Annotated in this window: 9 protein-coding genes; 4 read left to right on the top strand and 5 right to left on the bottom strand. The window is 68.9% G+C overall.

Annotation, left to right across the window (positions count from 1 at the left end; all coding sequences use genetic code 11):
• Positions 1–11: 11 nt before the first annotated feature.
• The 3 genes from AC2FAN_RS08125 to AC2FAN_RS08135 all read right to left on the bottom strand — a co-directional run bounded on the left by AC2FAN_RS08125 (position 12) and on the right by AC2FAN_RS08135 (position 5,351).
• Positions 12–3,404: a helicase-related protein gene (locus AC2FAN_RS08125; RefSeq protein ID WP_485173346.1), complete on the bottom strand. Its 3,393-nt coding sequence runs from the start codon at positions 3,402–3,404 to the stop codon at positions 12–14.
• Positions 3,405–3,668: 264 nt separating this feature from the next.
• Positions 3,669–4,115 (bottom strand): MerR family transcriptional regulator, encoded by a 447-nt coding sequence (locus AC2FAN_RS08130; protein WP_485173347.1) that lies wholly within the window; start codon positions 4,113–4,115, stop codon positions 3,669–3,671.
• A 261-nt stretch (positions 4,116–4,376) separates the two neighbouring features.
• Positions 4,377–5,351, bottom strand: a complete 975-nt coding sequence (locus tag AC2FAN_RS08135; protein ID WP_485173348.1) for a KpsF/GutQ family sugar-phosphate isomerase — start codon at positions 5,349–5,351, stop codon at positions 4,377–4,379.
• Positions 5,352–5,506: 155 nt separating this feature from the next.
• On the opposite strand from AC2FAN_RS08135, the gene AC2FAN_RS08140 reads away from it, so the two are divergent.
• A complete protein-coding gene (locus tag AC2FAN_RS08140; protein ID WP_485173349.1) occupies positions 5,507–7,033 on the top strand; it encodes an outer membrane beta-barrel protein in 1,527 nt (508 codons plus the stop codon).
• A gap of 177 nt (positions 7,034–7,210) precedes the next feature.
• Here AC2FAN_RS08140 and AC2FAN_RS08145 read toward each other — a convergent pair whose 3' ends face one another.
• Positions 7,211–9,052, bottom strand: coding sequence for a M3 family oligoendopeptidase (locus tag AC2FAN_RS08145; RefSeq protein ID WP_485173350.1), 1,842 nt, complete (start codon positions 9,050–9,052; stop codon positions 7,211–7,213).
• Between the two features lie 194 nt (positions 9,053–9,246).
• Here AC2FAN_RS08145 and AC2FAN_RS08150 point away from each other — a divergent pair, with 194 nt between their 5' ends.
• The 3 genes from AC2FAN_RS08150 (at position 9,247) to AC2FAN_RS08160 (ending at position 14,722) form a co-directional block, all read left to right on the top strand.
• Positions 9,247–10,743, top strand: coding sequence for a sigma-54-dependent transcriptional regulator (locus AC2FAN_RS08150; RefSeq protein ID WP_265051339.1), 1,497 nt, complete (start codon positions 9,247–9,249; stop codon positions 10,741–10,743).
• A gap of 105 nt (positions 10,744–10,848) precedes the next feature.
• A complete protein-coding gene (locus AC2FAN_RS08155) occupies positions 10,849–12,753 on the top strand; it encodes a L,D-transpeptidase family protein (RefSeq protein ID WP_485173351.1) in 1,905 nt (634 codons plus the stop codon).
• Between the two features lie 259 nt (positions 12,754–13,012).
• A complete protein-coding gene (locus AC2FAN_RS08160; protein WP_265051337.1) occupies positions 13,013–14,722 on the top strand; it encodes a peptidoglycan L,D-endopeptidase MepK in 1,710 nt (569 codons plus the stop codon).
• Between the two features lies 1 nt (position 14,723).
• Here AC2FAN_RS08160 and AC2FAN_RS08165 read toward each other — a convergent pair whose 3' ends face one another.
• Positions 14,724–15,332, bottom strand: coding sequence for a glutathione S-transferase family protein (locus AC2FAN_RS08165; RefSeq protein WP_485173352.1), 609 nt, complete (start codon positions 15,330–15,332; stop codon positions 14,724–14,726).
• Positions 15,333–15,353: the final 21 nt, after the last annotated feature.

Consider the following 15,353-nt stretch of genomic DNA (forward strand, 5'->3'; position numbering starts at 1 on the left):
CCCGGGATCGTTCAGTTCTTGCCGCCTTCGAGCTGCGCCTTGAGTGCGGCCAGCTTGGCGAAGGGTGAATCCGGATCCGGCTCGCGATTGGCCGGGCGCGGACGCGGCGCCTGCTGGAAGCGTTCGCCGCCGCCGCGTTCCTCGCGCCGCGGGCCGCCGGGGCGGCCGTCGCGCTTGAAGTCGGGCCGCGGACCGCGGCCGCCCTCGGGGCGCCCCTGCCGTGGCGGCTGCTCGTCGCGGCGTGGCCGCTCCTGGCGTTGCGGGCGCTCCTGCCGCTGCGGCGCCTCGCCTTCGCTGCGCGCTGCCGCGGCAGGCTGCTGCTGTCCGGGGTGTTGATCGCGACGCTGACCACCCGGCTGCTGGCCTTCGCGCTGGGGACGCTCGCCGCGGCGCTGATCGCCGTCGCGGCGGCCGCGCGGGGCATGCTCCGGTCGGCGCCCGCCCTGATGGCGATGCGGCCGCCAGACTTCGATGAGCTCGGGCTCGGCCGGGGTCGCGGCTTCCGCGGCAGGCGCCTCGGCAGTTGCCGCCTCGGCCACATCTGGGGTCTCGGTCGTCTCGGCGGTCTCGGCCTCGGCCGGCAGAGCCACCAGAGCATCGGCCGGAACCGGCTCGCGAGCCTGATCCAGCTCGCTTTCGGTGAGAACAGGCGTATCCGCCGTCTCGACCGCCGGCGCTTCGGCGACGGGTGCCTCACCTTCCGCCGACGCATCGTCGTTCAGCGCCACGGCGGGCTCGGCCGGAGCTTCGGCCTCTACCGGAGCCTCAATCGTTTCGGTCCCGGCCGTTTCGCTCTCGACCTGTGCCGCTTCGGGCTCGGCCTGTGTAGCCTCATCGGCGGCAGTGGCGTCATCCGCCTTGGCCACAACGGGTTTTGCCGGCTCGGTCGCTGCCGGCGGCGGCGCCAATGGCACAGTGATCGCCGGGCCAGGGCGCTTGACCGAGACATAGCCGAGCGAGCGCAGGATCGAGGCAAAATCCTCGCCCGCGCAGCCGACGAGCGATGTCATCGCACCGGTGGCGACGAAGCCGTCCTGATCTGCGGTGCCGGACGGCGGCGTGCCCTGGGTCGCGCCGGGACGATAGGCGATCGCCGGCCGGATGAGATCGGCGAGGCGTTCGAGGATGTCGACGCGCACCGCGCGCTCGCCGCAGACGCGGTAGCCCGCCGCGCGGTAGAGCCCCTTCGGCACGGCCTTGTCGACCGGGAAGGAGGTGCGGCCGGACGCCGCGAGATGGGCGATGTCGTCGAGCCCGGCCGTCTCCGGCCCGCCATGCTTGAGTGCCCAGAGCTGGGCGGCGAGCGCGCGGGGCGCCGGCTTCAACAACGCCGGCATGTAGATGTGGAAAGCGCCGAAGCGGATGCCGAGCTGGCGCAGCGCGGCGCGGCCCTCCTGGTCGAGCGCCTTCATCTCCTCGCCGACCTTGGCGCGTTCGAGCACGCCCAGCGCCTCAGCGGCCTGATAGGCGATGCCGCGCGCGATCCCGGTGGCGTTCTCCGCCGCTTCCAGAATCTGCAGCGCGCCGAGAAGGCGGGTGACATGATTCTTCAGCCAGAGATTGAGGCGGGCCTCGATCTGCTCGCGCGCCGCACCGCTCAGATGCTCCTCGACGAGCAGGCGCAGGCGTGGCTCGAGAACTTTCTCGCCGGCCGTCAGGCGCGCCACCGGCTCGCCGACCCAGCGCACCAGCCCGTCATGCGACAGCACGAAGGCATCGTCGCCCGCCAGCACGACGCGCGCCGCCCGGGCTTCGATCTCGGCGCCAAGCGCCTTCATCGCCGCCAGGTTCAGGGCCTTGACCTCGGCCCCTCCAGCCTTCGGGTCCGCCGTGAAGCGAAAACCCTGCAGCATTCCAACGTGCTGGCCCTCGACGAGCACATCGCCCGTCGCAGTGACCTCAGCCTCCAACATCGCATTCTCCCGCAAGCGGCGCATCAACACGCTGGTGCGCCGATCGACAAATCGGCTGGCGAGACGCTCATGCAGAGCATCCGACAGCTTGTCCTCTACAAGACGCGCCATGCCCTGCCAATGCTCAGGATCGGGCAACCAGTCCGGACGGTTTGCAACAAAGGTCCAAGTCCGGACCTGCGCGATGCGCGCCGAGAGCGTGTCGATCTCGCCATCGGTGCGGTCGAGCGAGGCCAATTGCGCCGCATACCAGTCGGCATCGAGCCGGCCATGGCGCATCAGCCGGAGATACAGCGTGGTCGCCAGATCGGCGTGCTGCATCGGCGAGATCTTGCGGTAATCGGGCAGGCTGCAGACCTCCCAGAGCCGTTCCACCGCCGCACGCCCTTGCGCCAGCGCCGCGACGTCCGGGTCCCTCGCCAGGATTTCCAGCGTCGTCATGTCCTCGGCGATCAGTGCCCGCGTCAGGCCGAGTTCGGAGGGCTGGATGTTCAGCGTATCGAGCAAACCGGCGATCGAGCGCAGGTCAAGATCGGAATTGCGCCACTGCATCTGCCGGATCGGCTCGAAACGGTGATTCTCGATCGCCTCGACCAGTTCGGCATCGAAAGGCGGGCAGCGCCCGCTGGTGCCGAAGGTGCCGTCGCGCAGATGCCGCCCGGCGCGCCCGGCGATCTGGCCGAACTCGGCTGGGTTGAGCTTGCGGAAATGATGGCCGTCGAATTTCTTGTCGGCCGCGAAGGCGATGTGGTTGACGTCGAGGTTGAGCCCCATGCCGATCGCATCGGTCGCGACCAGATAATCGACATCGCCGGACTGGTATATCTCGACCTGCGCGTTGCGGGTGCGCGGGCTGAGCGCGCCGAGCACCACGGCCGCCCCGCCCTTCTGCCGGCGAATCAATTCGGCGATGGCGTAGACCTCCTCCACCGAGAAGGCGACGATGGCCGAGCGCGGCGGCAGCCGCGTGATCTTGCGGTCGCCCGCGAAGGTCAGGTTCGACAGGCGCGGGCGCGACACCACGTTGACGCCGGGGATCAGCTGCTCGACCAGCGGGCGCATGGTGCCGGCGCCGATCAACATGGTCTCGGCCCGGCCGCGCCGGTTGAGCAGCCGGTCGGTGAAGACATGGCCGCGGTCGAGATCGGAGGCGAGCTGGATCTCGTCGATCGCGACGAAATCGACCGCGAGGTCGCGCGGCATCGCCTCGACCGTGCAGACCCAGAAGCGCGGCCGCTCCGGCTTGATCTTCTCCTCGCCGGTGACGAGCGCGACGGCCTCGGGGCCGACCTTCTCGACGGTGCGCTGGTAGACCTCGCGCGCCAGCAGGCGCAGCGGCAGGCCGATCATCCCCGTCGGATGGGCGACCATGCGCTCGATGGCGAGATGGGTCTTGCCGGTATTGGTGGGGCCCAGCACCGCCGTGACGCCATGGGCGCGGGCAGCGGGCGGCAGCGAACGGAAAGGAAGCAAGGCGATGGAGCCGATCATCTCGCCCGCCCATGCGGGCGGGAGCGTGAACTTGAATCAGGAACGAGTCCAGAACGAAGCGGGGCCGAATCGGTGACTCCGGCAGAATCGGGATTTGTTCCCCTTTCGGGGCCACACTCCCTTCGGCATGGGCCATGGCTGCATCGCGCGCCCTCCCGCAAAGTGATCGTGGAGGCGGCGCAGAGGCCGCCCTTCAGGTTTTCTATTTAAGCCTTTCGGGCGGGGAAACGAGAGGCAATGCGGTTTTCCGGCCTGCCGGCCAGCTCAATGGCGGGCGTGCTTGCATTGGCCATGATCGGCCAGGGCCTCGATGATCGCGCAATCGCAGGCCGCGACGCCGCCCGAGCAGGTGGTGGCGATCCGCTCCAATTCCTTCTCCAGCGAGCGCAGCCGCGCGATCTTGTCGCGAACTTCATCGAGATGAGCGACCGAAATCGCATGCGCCTCGTCGCAGGCGATGCCGGGGGTATCGGAGAGCCGGAGCAGCGTGCGGATGTTCTCGACCGCGAAGCCGAGATCGCGCGCATGCTTGATGAAGGCGAGCCGCTCGGCATGGCGGCGACCATAGCGGCGTTGATTGCCTTCGGAACGCTCCGGCGGCGGCAGCAGCCCGACCTGCTCGTAATAGCGGATCGTCTCGACCTTGACGCCGGTACGCTCCGCCAGCGCGCCGATCGGCATCACGCGTTCGAGCCTGTCCGTCGCAGCCATCGTGCCATCTCCGAAGCTATAGTCTCTACAGCTTTAGATAGACCGCAGCACTCCGAAGACAAGAGCCTGTCATGTTGAACGGAACCGCGTCGTCATTCCGGGGCGGCCCGCACGGCCGAGCCCGGAACCCATGAACACGACATTTCAGAAAAAGCCGGGAGCGGCGGCCGATGCGCCTATCCGGCGATCACCGTGTTCATGGGTTCCGGGCTCAAGCGCTGCGCGCTTGCCCCGGCATGACGGCGCGGTTCCGTTGCGCGATCAAGCCACACCCATCGCCAGTAGGTCGTGGACATGGACGAGCCCGACCGGCCGCTCCTGCGCATCGACGACGATCAGCGCCGTGATCCGCACCCGGTTGACCAGCTCCAGCGCCTCGACAGCGAGCGTATCGAGCCCGATGCGGCGCGGATCGGCCGTCATGATGTCGCGCGCCCTGAGCGATCCGCCGCCGCCCATCGTCGCCTTGCGGCGCAGGTCGCCATCGGTGACGACGCCCGCGAGCTTGCCGTCCAGGTCCATGACGATGGCGCAGCCGAAGCTCTTCTCCGAGATCATCGCGATCACGTCGGGCAGCAGCGTGTCGAGCCCGATCAACGGCAGGTCGGCGCCGCGATGCATGATGCTCTCGACGGTCTTGAGCTGCGCGCCGAGCTTGCCGCCAGGGTGATAGACGAAGAAGTCCTGCGGCGAGAAACCGCGCGCCTCGAGCAGCGCCACCGCCAACGCGTCGCCGAGCGCGATCTGCATCGTCGTCGAGGTGGTGGGTGCCAGGCCGTTCGGGCAGGCCTCCGTCGCCTTGGGCAGGATCAGCGCGACATCGGCCTCCTTGCCGAGCGTGCTCTCGGGATTGGAGGTGAAGGCGATCAGCCCGACGCGGAAGCGGCGGGTATAGCCGACGAGCGCGGCGAGTTCCGCGGTTTCGCCCGACCAGGACAGCGCGATCACCACGTCCTCCGGCCTGACCATGCCGAGATCGCCATGGCTCGCCTCGGCCGGGTGGACGAAATGGGCGGGCGTGCCGGTCGAGGCCAGCGTCGCGGCAAGCTTGCGCCCGACATGGCCGGACTTGCCCATGCCTGAGACGATCACGCGGCCGCTCGCGGCACGGATCAGCGCGACGGCGTCGGTAAAGGGCTGGCCCAGCCCGTCGGCGAGCGCGGCATGGAGGGTGTCGAGCCCGGCCCGTTCCGTGGCGATGGTGCGGAGGGCGGAAGCGCGGATGTCATCGGTCATGGCGCGCGCTCTAGCACGAGCTCCCTCGGCATTTCCACCGTTGCCGGGGGCACAATGCCTGCGTTGACGGCTCCTTAACCCTGTTCGTTCTAACTCCGTTAACCATGCGCGCCTTCCGGGGCGCGTCAGCTGTTGCCTGGAGCCTTGCGAACCCCGTGTCCGGCCGCACGAAGATCCTGCTTCTGTCCGGCACCGCCCTGGCCGGGCTCGCGCTCGGCTGGACGATGGCCGTAGCACAGCAGGCGCGCGCGCTCAGGACGGGCACGCCGACCTATATCGCGCAGCAGCCAGCCCCGCCGGCGGCACCGCTCGCAGCGGCGAGCGGCGATCCCGAGGCCATTCGCGACCCGGCGGGCCTGATCCAGAACCAGAGCACGACCGTCTCGGCGCGCCAGCCTTCCCGCGCCAGCCAGCCCATCCAGGCGCCGACGCTGCGCGGCGTCACGCAACGCCAGTTCCGCGCGCCGCCGCCCACCGTGGCCGCGCTGCCGCCGCCTGCTCCGCCGCCGCCCCCGCCACGCCGCCGCAGCGCAGCGGAAGAGGATCCTTACGCCGCGCTGGGGCTGCGCCTCGGCTCGGTGACGTTGCGGCCCGGCATCACCAACTCCGTCGGCTACGACACCAACCCGCAGCGCAGCTCCACGCCCGGCGTGAAGGGCTCGCCCTTCGCCCGCTACGAGGCCGATCTCGACATCCAGTCCGACTGGAACGCGCACGAGCTCAAGGGCAAGCTGCGCGGCAGCTATCTGCAGTTCTTCAGGGACGGCGAGGCCTCGCGCCCGGATGGCGAAGGCAATCTCGACCTGCGGCTGGACGCCACCCGCGACACCCGCATCCTGCTCGAATCGCGCTTCCGGCTCGATACGCAGCGCCCCGGTTCGCCCGATCTGACCGCCGCCGTGCAGGGCCGCCCGCTGATCTGGCAATATGGCGGCTCGGCCGGCGTCACCCATGATATCAACCGTCTGCAGCTGACCTTGCGCGGCTCGGTCGACCGCAGCGACTATGAGGATGCACGCCTCACCAGCGGCGCGATCCTCTCGCAGAAGGACCGCAACCAGACGCAGTACGGCCTGCGCCTGCGCGCCGCCTACGAGGTGACACCGGGCTTCAAGCCGTTCGTGCAGGGCGAGATCGACCAGCGGGAATTCGACGAGAAGGTCGATTCGAGCGGCTATATGCGCTCCTCGAACGGCGTGACTGGGCGCATCGGCTCGAGCTTCGAGATCAGCCGCCAGCTCACCGGCGAGATTTCCGGCGGCTATCAGGATCGCAAATACGAAGATGCCCGGCTGAAGAACCTGCGCGGCTTCATCGGCGATGCCGCAGTGCTGTGGCAGCCGACACCGCTCACGACAGTGACGCTGCGCGGCGGCGGCGAGCTGGGCGACACCACCATCGCCGGCTCCTCGGGCACCACGGTGCGGCGGGGGACGCTCGAAATCGCCCATGCGCTGCGGCGCAACCTGGTCGTCACCGGCTTCACCAATTTCAGCCGCACCGACTATGAGGGCCAGGGCCTGCGCGAGGACTTCATGAACGTCGGGGCGCGCATCGAGTACAAGCTGACCCGCACCTTCTCCATCCGCGCCAGCTTCACCCATGAGCGCCTGAACTCGACGGCGATCGGCGCGGACTACACGGCGAATGTCTCGCAGGTCGGGCTCAGGGTTCAGTTCTAAGTCGCCGCACTTCTCAATAAGCGCGGTCATCCCGGGCGCAGCGAAGCGAAGACCCGGGATCCATGCCAGAGCACTTCCGACAGAGGTCAGGCATGGATCCCGGATCGGCGCCGCTTACGCGGCTTGTCCGGGATGACCCGCGCCTTGCTGAAACGAGGCCGGAAGCGTTCCCGCGTCCTACTCCATCCCTTCCAGCTCGATGATCATGCCCTCGATCATCTTGAGGCCGATCTGCCAGAAGCCGGGATCGCGCGCGTCCAGCCCGAAGGGGGCAAGCAGCTCGGAATGGTGCTTGGTGCCACCGGCCGAGAGCAGCGCGAAATAGCGCTCCTGGAAGCCGTCCGCGGCGTTCTGGTAGACGCCGTAGAGCGAGTTCACCAGGCAATCCCCGAAGGCGTAGGCATAGACGTAGAACGGCGAATGGATGAAGTGCGGGATGTAGCACCAATACGGCTCGTAGCCCGCCGATAGGCGGATCGCCGGGCCCAGGCTCTCGGCCTGCACGCTCATCCAGATCTCGCACAGCGCTTCCGGCGTCAGCTCGCCCTCGCGGCGCGCCTGATGGACCTTGCGCTCGAACGAGTAGAACGCGATCTGCCGCACGACCGTGTTGATCATGTCCTCGACCTTGGCGGCCAGCATCGCCTTGCGCTGCTTGCGGTCGGAGGTCGTGTCGAGCAGCCGGCGGAAGGTCAGCATCTCGCCGAAGACGCTCGCGGTCTCGGCCAGGGTCAGCGGCGTCGGCGCCATCAGCGCGCCGTTCGGCGCCGCCAGCACCTGATGCACGCCATGGCCGAGTTCATGGGCCAGCGTCATCACGTCGCGCGGCTTGCCCTGGTAGTTGAGCAGCACATAGGGATGCACGGATGGCACGGTCGGATGCGCAAAGGCTCCCGGCGCCTTACCGGGGCGCGGCGGGGCGTCGATCCAGCGCTCGTCGAAGAAACGCTGGGCGATGGCAGCCATTTTCGGCGAGAAGGCGCCATAGGCCGAGAGCACGGTCTCGCGCGCTTCCGCCCAGGGAATGATGCGTTGCTCGACCTGCGGCAGCGGCGCGTTGCGGTCCCAGAAATCCAGCGCGTCGCGGCCGAACCACTTGGCCTTCAGCCGGTAATAGCGATGCGACAGGCGCGGATAGGCCTCACGCACCGCCGCGACCAGCGCATCCACGACCTCCCGCTCGACTCGATTGGCGAGGTGGCGGGAATCCGCGACATCGTCGAACTTGCGCCAGCGGTCGGAGATTTCCTTGTCCTTGGCGAGCGTGTTGGTGATCAGCGCGAAGGTGCGCAGCTCCTTGCGGAACACCGTGCTCAGCGCCTCTGCCGCGGCACGGCGAACCTCGCCATCGCTGTCCTGCAGCTTGTTCAGCGTCAGTTCCAGCGTCAGCTCCTCGTCGCCGACCATGAAGCGCAGCGAGGCGATCGTCTCGTCGAAGAGCCGGTTCCAGGCGGCGGCGCCGGTCATCGACTTCTCGTGGAAGAGCGCCTCGATCTGGTCTTCGAGCTGATGGGGCTTGTCCTTGGCGAGATCGTCGAGCCAGGGCTTCCAGTGCGAGAGCGGGGCTTTCGCAGACACCTTCGCCATCACCTCCGGGGCGATGCGGTTGAGTTCCAGCTCGAAGAACAGCAATTCGGTGATCGCCGCGTTCACCTTGTCCTGCGTGTCGCCGTAGAACTTGGCGCGCTGCGGATCGGTCGTGTCGCCGGAATAGACGAGCCCGGCATAGGCGCCGATGCGGCCGAGCAGGTCGCTCAGGCCCTCATAGCTCCTGACCGCCTCGGCCAATCTTTCGCTGGCGTCGGACTGGTCGGCGATCTCGGCGAGCTTGCCGCGATAGCGCTCGGCCAGCGCCTGCGCCTCGGAGAGCGCCCGGTCGAGGTCGCTCCTGAGCTGAGGCGAATCGACGCCGGGGTAGAGATGGCTCAGATCCCATTCCGGCAGATCGCCGGAAGCCCCGGCCGGCCTGGCCGCGCCCGCCACAGCGCGGGAACGCCGGATCGTCTCATGAAAACGCATTCGCTCGACACCTCGCCGCACTGACATGGATCTTCAATAGGCCGGCTCCGGCCCGGGGATCAACGCGGGATATGCCCGGGGCGCGCCGCCTTAAACCCGGCTTAACCCTTCTGGCCGACGATGCCCCAGAACGGAACAGACGATTCCGTCGGCACAAAGCATTTCTTACATATTGCATCGGCTTTCGAGGTGTCATGACCGCCACCGTCCTCGTCGTTGACGACGATCCCGTCCAACGCCGCCTCCTCGACGCGATGCTGAAGCGCTTCGGCTACGGCGTGACCGTGGTCGAGGACGGCAAGGCGGCCGTCGCCCTGATCGGCGGCCCGGACGGCGAGCGCATCGATGCGATCGTGCTCGACCTGCAGATGCCCGGCCTCGACGGCATGGGCGTGCTGGCCGATCTGCGCGAGCGCGGGATCGAAACTCCGGTGATCGTGCAGACGGCGAACGGCTCGATCGAGACCGTGGTGTCGGCGATGCGCGCCGGCGCCTCCGATTTCGTCGTCAAGCCCGTCGGGGCCGAGCGCCTGCAGGTCTCGCTCAAGAACGCGCTCAAGCTCGGCGCGCTCGAGCACGAGCTGCGCCATATCAAGCACCGCGCTTCGAACACGCTCGGCTTCCGCGATCTCGCGACCAAGAGCCCCGACATGGCCCGCGTCGTCAGGCTGGCCGAGCGCGCGGCGAAATCCAACATCCCGATCCTGATCGAAGGCGAATCCGGCGTCGGCAAGGAAGTGCTCGCCCGCGCCATCCAGGGCTCCAGCGACCGCAGGGGCAAGCCCTTCGTCACGGTCAATTGCGGCGCGATCCCGCATAATCTCGTCGAGTCGATCCTGTTCGGCCATGAGAAGGGCGCCTTCACCGGCGCGACCGAACGCCATCTCGGCAAGTTCGTCGAAGCCAATGGCGGCACGCTCTTCCTCGACGAGGTCGGCGAATTGCCGCTCGACGCGCAGGTCAAGCTGCTGCGCGCCATCCAGGAGGGCGAGGTCGACCCGGTCGGCGGCAAGAAGTCGGTGCGCGTCGATATCCGCCTGATCTCCGCCACCAACAAGAGCCTGCTGGAGCAGGTGAAGCGCGGGGAGTTCCGCGAGGACCTCTACTACCGCCTCAACGTCTTCCCGATCACCCTGCCGCCCCTGCGCCAGCGCCGCGAGGACATCGCCGATCTGGCGCGGGGCTTCCTCGCCCGCTTCGCCGCCGAGGAGGGCCGCAAGCTCAGCGGCCTGACCCGCGAAGCGGCCGCCCTGATCAGCAGCTACGACTGGCCGGGCAATGTCCGCCAGCTCGAGAACGCCGTGTTCCGCGCCGTCGTCCTGGCCGATGGCGACGAGCTCGATGTCACCGAGTTCCCGCAGATCGCGGCGCAGATGGAGGGCTACGACGTCCGCATCCCGCCCGCCCCCGCCCCGATCGCGCGCGGCGAGGCGCAGGACGAGCTTCCGCCCCGAATCATCCAGATGCCGGTGCGCGATCCCAACGCGCTGGAACTCGTCGCGGGCTCCGACATGCGCAAGCTCGACGATCTCGAGCGCGAGATCATCACCTTCGCCCTGGCGCATTACCGCGGGCATATGTCCGAGGTCTCGCGCAAGCTCGGCATCGGCCGCTCCACGCTCTACCGGAAGCTCAAGGAATACGGGCTGATCGACAACGAGACCGGCCCCGACGAAACCGACGCGGCCTGAGCCGCGACAAACCGAATGCGGCGGCGTGTTGCGCCGCCGCATCTTGTCTCAACCAACCGAGTCACGCAGGAATGGCGGGATTCGGCAGCTATCGGGAAAGCGACCATGCGTCGTCGCCACTGGGCGAAACTGACCACGGCAACAGCCCTGGCCATTATTCTGGGATCCGTCCCGCTCCGCGCCGAAACCCCGGTCCAGACCGACGCCACGCTCGGAATCCCGCTGCCGGACCAGCCGGAGCTGAAGCTGCTCGACGCCGAGCGGCCAGCCTCTCCGCAGGCCACGGCCGCCCATTCCGGCGATGCCTCCGAAGCGGAGATCGTCACCGGCACGGTCTCGGCCGGCGGCCGCCTGCGCGACCCGGCCAAGCTCGACGCCACCGCACCGGTGGAGGCCGAGCAGGAGCCGGTCACGCTCGACATTCCCGCCATCGAAATGCCCGCGGCCGACCCGGCGCTGGTGCCGGCCTCCAAATCCGTAGAGCCTGCACCGCAGACCGGACCGTTGCAGAGCGTCGAGCCGCTGGTGCCGCCGCCCGAGATGCCCAAGGTCGTGGTCACGGTTCCGCCCGGCTTGGAATTAGCGACGGCCGTGGCAGAGCGCCTTCCAGACGCGGTCGCGCTGCAACGCCTCGCCGAACGCGAGCGCAACGAGATCATCGCCGCCTATCAGGCAAACGAGAACAAGCCGTTCTGGATCGACGGCAAGGGCTGGAACGAGGCGGGAAAGCGCATCGTCGCGCAGCTCGGCCGCGCCGCCGAAGACGGATTGCGCCCGGGCGACTATCCCCTCCCCGCCTTCGAGGCCAGCGACAAGGCCAAGCTCGCCGAAGCCGATATCCGTCTCTCGGCGCTGGCCGTGCTCTATGCCCGCGACGCGCGCGGTGGCCGCATCGATCCGCGCCGTCTCTCGAAGCTGATCACGCCGACCCTTTACCTGCCGTCGGCGACCGAGGTGCTCTCCGAGCTCGCCGGCGCCACCGATGCCGGCGCGGTGCTCGCCGCCTACAACCCGCCGCATGCAGGCTACCAGCGCCTCAAGGCCAAGCTGGCCGAGATGCGCGAGCATCTCGACGACACGCCGCTGGTGCGCATCCCCGCCGGCCCGCCGCTCAAGCTCGGCATGCGCGACGAGCGCGTCCCGCTGGTGCGCGCCCGCCTTGGCCTCGGCCCGAGCGAGGAGCCGGTCTTCGACCGCTCGACCTCGCTCGCGCTGGCCGACTTCCAGAAGAAGGCCGGGCTGCCCGCCAACGGCGTGCTGAGCGAGCGCACGCTGGCGGCGCTGGGCAAGCCGGCCACCGTGCGCGGCGAGGAGGACATGGTCGCGCAGATGGAGCGCTGGCGCTGGCTGCCGCCCGATCTCGGTACCGACCACATCATGGTCAACGTGCCGGAGATGCGCGTGCGGGTCATCCGCTCCGGCAAGGTCGTCCACGAGGCCCGCACCATCATCGGCAAGCCGGAATCGGCGACGCCCATCTTCTCGCACAAGATGGACCACGTCATCGTCAACCCGTCCTGGTACGTGCCGCCCTCGATCCTCAAGAAGGAATTCCTGCCCGGCCTCGCCGCCGATCCGGATTATGCGGCCAGGCGCGGCTATGTCGTCACGCGGACCAAGGGCGGCGGCATCTCGGTGCGCCAGCCGCCCGGCGAGCGCAACGCGCTCGGCTGGATCAAGTTCATGTTCCCGAACGAGCATGCGGTCTATCTGCACGATACGCCGAACCGCCGGCTCTTCGCCGGCGAGAGGCGGGCGCTCAGCCATGGCTGCGTGCGTGTCGAGAACCCCTTCGCGCTGGCCGACCAGGTGCTCGGGCCGGAATGGACGCATGAGCGGCTGAAACGCCTGATCGGCTCGGGCGAGCGCCGGATCAACCTGCCGCAGCCGCTGGCGATCCACCTCGTCTACAACACGATCGTCGTCGGCGCCGACGGCCAGATCACCCGCTTCGACGATGTCTACGGCTTCCACCGCATGGTGCGGCAGGCCCTCGAACAACGCGGCTGAAATGTGCCCGCCACAAGGCGGGCACCTTTTTGCCACGATCCGCCCTTAGCCACCTTGTCCCAGAAATTTCTGGCGCGGCAATTGCCGGCTCGCTAACGAGTCGTTAACGCTTCTCCGCAACTGTTCGTTCACGTTCATCGCGCCGCTTCGGCGGGGGCACCGAGACGGGTCAGACAGATTGGGCAGGATCAACGCCAAGCTTGCAGGATGGTTGCCGTCCGGCTCCAGGCCAGCCCTGCGGCACGTCCTGACCATCGGCATGGCCTTCGCCGCCTCGATCATGGCGATTCGCGGCACGCAGGACGCCGTCGCCAACGGCGATACCCGCACGATCACGATCCGGCACATGCACACCAAGGAGGAGACGACCGTCACCTTCAAGCGTGACGGCCGCTACGACTCCGCGGCGCTGGAAAAGCTGAACTGGGCCCTGCGCGACTGGCGCAACGACGATCCGATCAGGATGGATCCGCGGCTGTTCGACGTGGTCTGGGAGGTGCAGCGCCAGCTCGGCTCGGACCAGCCCTTCCACGTCGTCTCGGCCTATCGCTCGCCCGGCACCAATGCGATGCTGCGACGCCGCTCGCGCGCCGTCGCCAAGCACAGCCAGCACATGCTCGGCAAGGCGATGGACTTCTACCTGCCGGACGCCCCGACCGCGCGCATCCGCGAGATCGGCATGCGGCTCCAGCGCGGTGGCGTCGGCTTCTATCCCAACGCCCATACGCCATTCGTCCATCTCGACGTCGGCTCAGTCCGCTCCTGGCCGCGCATGACGCGCGACCAGCTCGTGCGGCTGTTCCCGGACGAGAAGACCGTCCACCTGCCGGCCGATGGGCATCCGCTCGCCGGCTACGAGATCGCCAAAGCGGAGATCCTCTCCGGCGGCGGCGCGGTCGCCGGCTATGCCACCGCCGATTTCGACGAGGGCGCGGTCATCGCCTCCGGCGGCAAGAGCCTGTGGGCCTCGCTCTTCGGCGGCGACGAGGAGGAGGTCGATGCCCGGCCGACCCGCGGCCGCCGCAGCGCGCCGCGCCAGCAGCCGGCCGTCATGGCCTATGCCAATCCGGGCTACAGCGACAGCAACTCCGGCGATGGCGGCCGCTTCGCCGTCGCCGCCGCGCCCGAGCCGTCGACGAGGGCGCTCGCGCGCGAGCGGTCCGAGCGCCTGGCGGCGCAGGCCGCAGCACCAGCGCCGGCAGCGGCCCCCGCCCCGGAACCGGCTGCCTTGCCGACCCCGCCCGCTCAACCGCAACAGCGCCCCCTCCAGGAGAACAGGCCACAGCTGATCGACGCGCCGCTGCCTCTGGCGCGGCCGCGCGGCCTATCCTCGCCCGTGGATGAGACGACCCAGATCGCCGCCCTGCCCTCGACCGGCGGCGCGCTCGCCTTTGCGTCGCCATCCGGCCCTGCAGGGGACCAGCGCCTCATCCTCGCCTCGCTGCCGCCGCGCCGGCCGGACGAGATGGCTGCGGCCACCGTCGCTCTCGCCGGCAGCCCGACCAATGCGCCGCTGCCGCCGATCCGGCCGACCGCGCTCGCCGACGCCGCGATCGCCTCGCTGCGCGGGACCGATGTTCCCGAGACCGCAGCGGCTCCTGCTGCGGAGGGCCGGCTCGTGATGGCCGCTCTGCCGCCGGTCCGCCCGCGCGAAGGCGGCGTCAGCTTCGTCGCGGCCAGCCAGCGCTCGGTTCCCGTCGCCGCCGAGCCGGAAGAGCCGGAGCCGATGGATCGCTCGGGCCTGAATTCGCTGTTCGCCACGGTGGCGCGCACGACCGTTTCGCCGGGCAGGCCTGTCAATGTCGCGACGGCACGCTCCAAGGCTGCGGGCCCATCGGCCGCGCCGATCGCCGGCCCAAGCCCGGCCGCCGCGCTCGGCTTCAGCCATGCCGATCCGGTAGACGCCAAGCCCGGCGCCTTCACCGGCCCGGCGGTCCGCCCGCTCCCGACGAATTTCGTCCAGAACTGAGCTATTCCCGGTCGATCGGCCAGGCCTTGAAGACGTCGAGCGCCTCGCAGGCTCGCGCCTGCTCAGCCAGAGCCGGCCACCGCTCCTCCGGCACGAATTCCGGGATCACGAAACGGCAGAAACCCCAGGCGATGGCCGCGGCGATGTCGCTCGGCAGCAATTCCGGCCCCGCAGAGAGCTCGCCCTCCTTCGCAGCCGCATCGAGCAGATCGAGCGCCGTATGCAGCTGGGCGACGATCCGCTCCTGCCAGGGGGCATAGCGCTGCGCCTCCGGCCGCTTGCGCTCGTATTCGACCGAGACCGCCTTGTCGGCGGCGACGATGCCGATGCCGGTGAGCGACAGGTCGCGCCGGCGGGCCACGCCCTCGATCGGACGCAACGAGCGGCCGGCCGCATCCTCGAAATGCTGGATGATCAGCAGGGATTCGCTGATGACGATGCCGTCGTCGGTGACCAATGTCGGCGCCTTGATCAGCGGGTTGATCTCCCGGAAAGCGTCCATGTGCCGGAACACCGAGACCGAGCGGTGCTCGAAGGGGACTTCCAGCAAGGTGCCCGTGATCGCGGCGCGGCGGACATAGGGGCTATCGAGCATTCCGACGAGCAGCATCGCTTCCTCCAGATGAGAACG

This window comes from Allobosea sp. RIT-PG3_2 (genome assembly GCF_057321085.1).

What these genes read in the sequence shown, in the direction of transcription:
- AC2FAN_RS08125 (WP_485173346.1), bottom strand. Translation starts at nt 3,404, where the DNA reads ATGATCGGCTCCATCGCCTTGCTTCCTTTCCGTTCGCTGCCGCCCGCT.
- AC2FAN_RS08130 (WP_485173347.1), bottom strand. Translation starts at nt 4,115, where the DNA reads ATGGCTGCGACGGACAGGCTCGAACGCGTGATGCCGATCGGCGCGCTG.
- AC2FAN_RS08135 (WP_485173348.1), bottom strand. Translation starts at nt 5,351, where the DNA reads ATGACCGATGACATCCGCGCTTCCGCCCTCCGCACCATCGCCACGGAA.
- AC2FAN_RS08145 (WP_485173350.1), bottom strand. Translation starts at nt 9,052, where the DNA reads ATGCGTTTTCATGAGACGATCCGGCGTTCCCGCGCTGTGGCGGGCGCG.
- AC2FAN_RS08150 (WP_265051339.1), top strand. Translation starts at nt 9,247, where the DNA reads ATGACCGCCACCGTCCTCGTCGTTGACGACGATCCCGTCCAACGCCGC.
- AC2FAN_RS08155 (WP_485173351.1), top strand. Translation starts at nt 10,849, where the DNA reads ATGCGTCGTCGCCACTGGGCGAAACTGACCACGGCAACAGCCCTGGCC.
- AC2FAN_RS08160 (WP_265051337.1), top strand. Translation starts at nt 13,013, where the DNA reads ATGGCCTTCGCCGCCTCGATCATGGCGATTCGCGGCACGCAGGACGCC.
- AC2FAN_RS08165 (WP_485173352.1), bottom strand. Translation starts at nt 15,332, where the DNA reads ATGCTGCTCGTCGGAATGCTCGATAGCCCCTATGTCCGCCGCGCCGCG.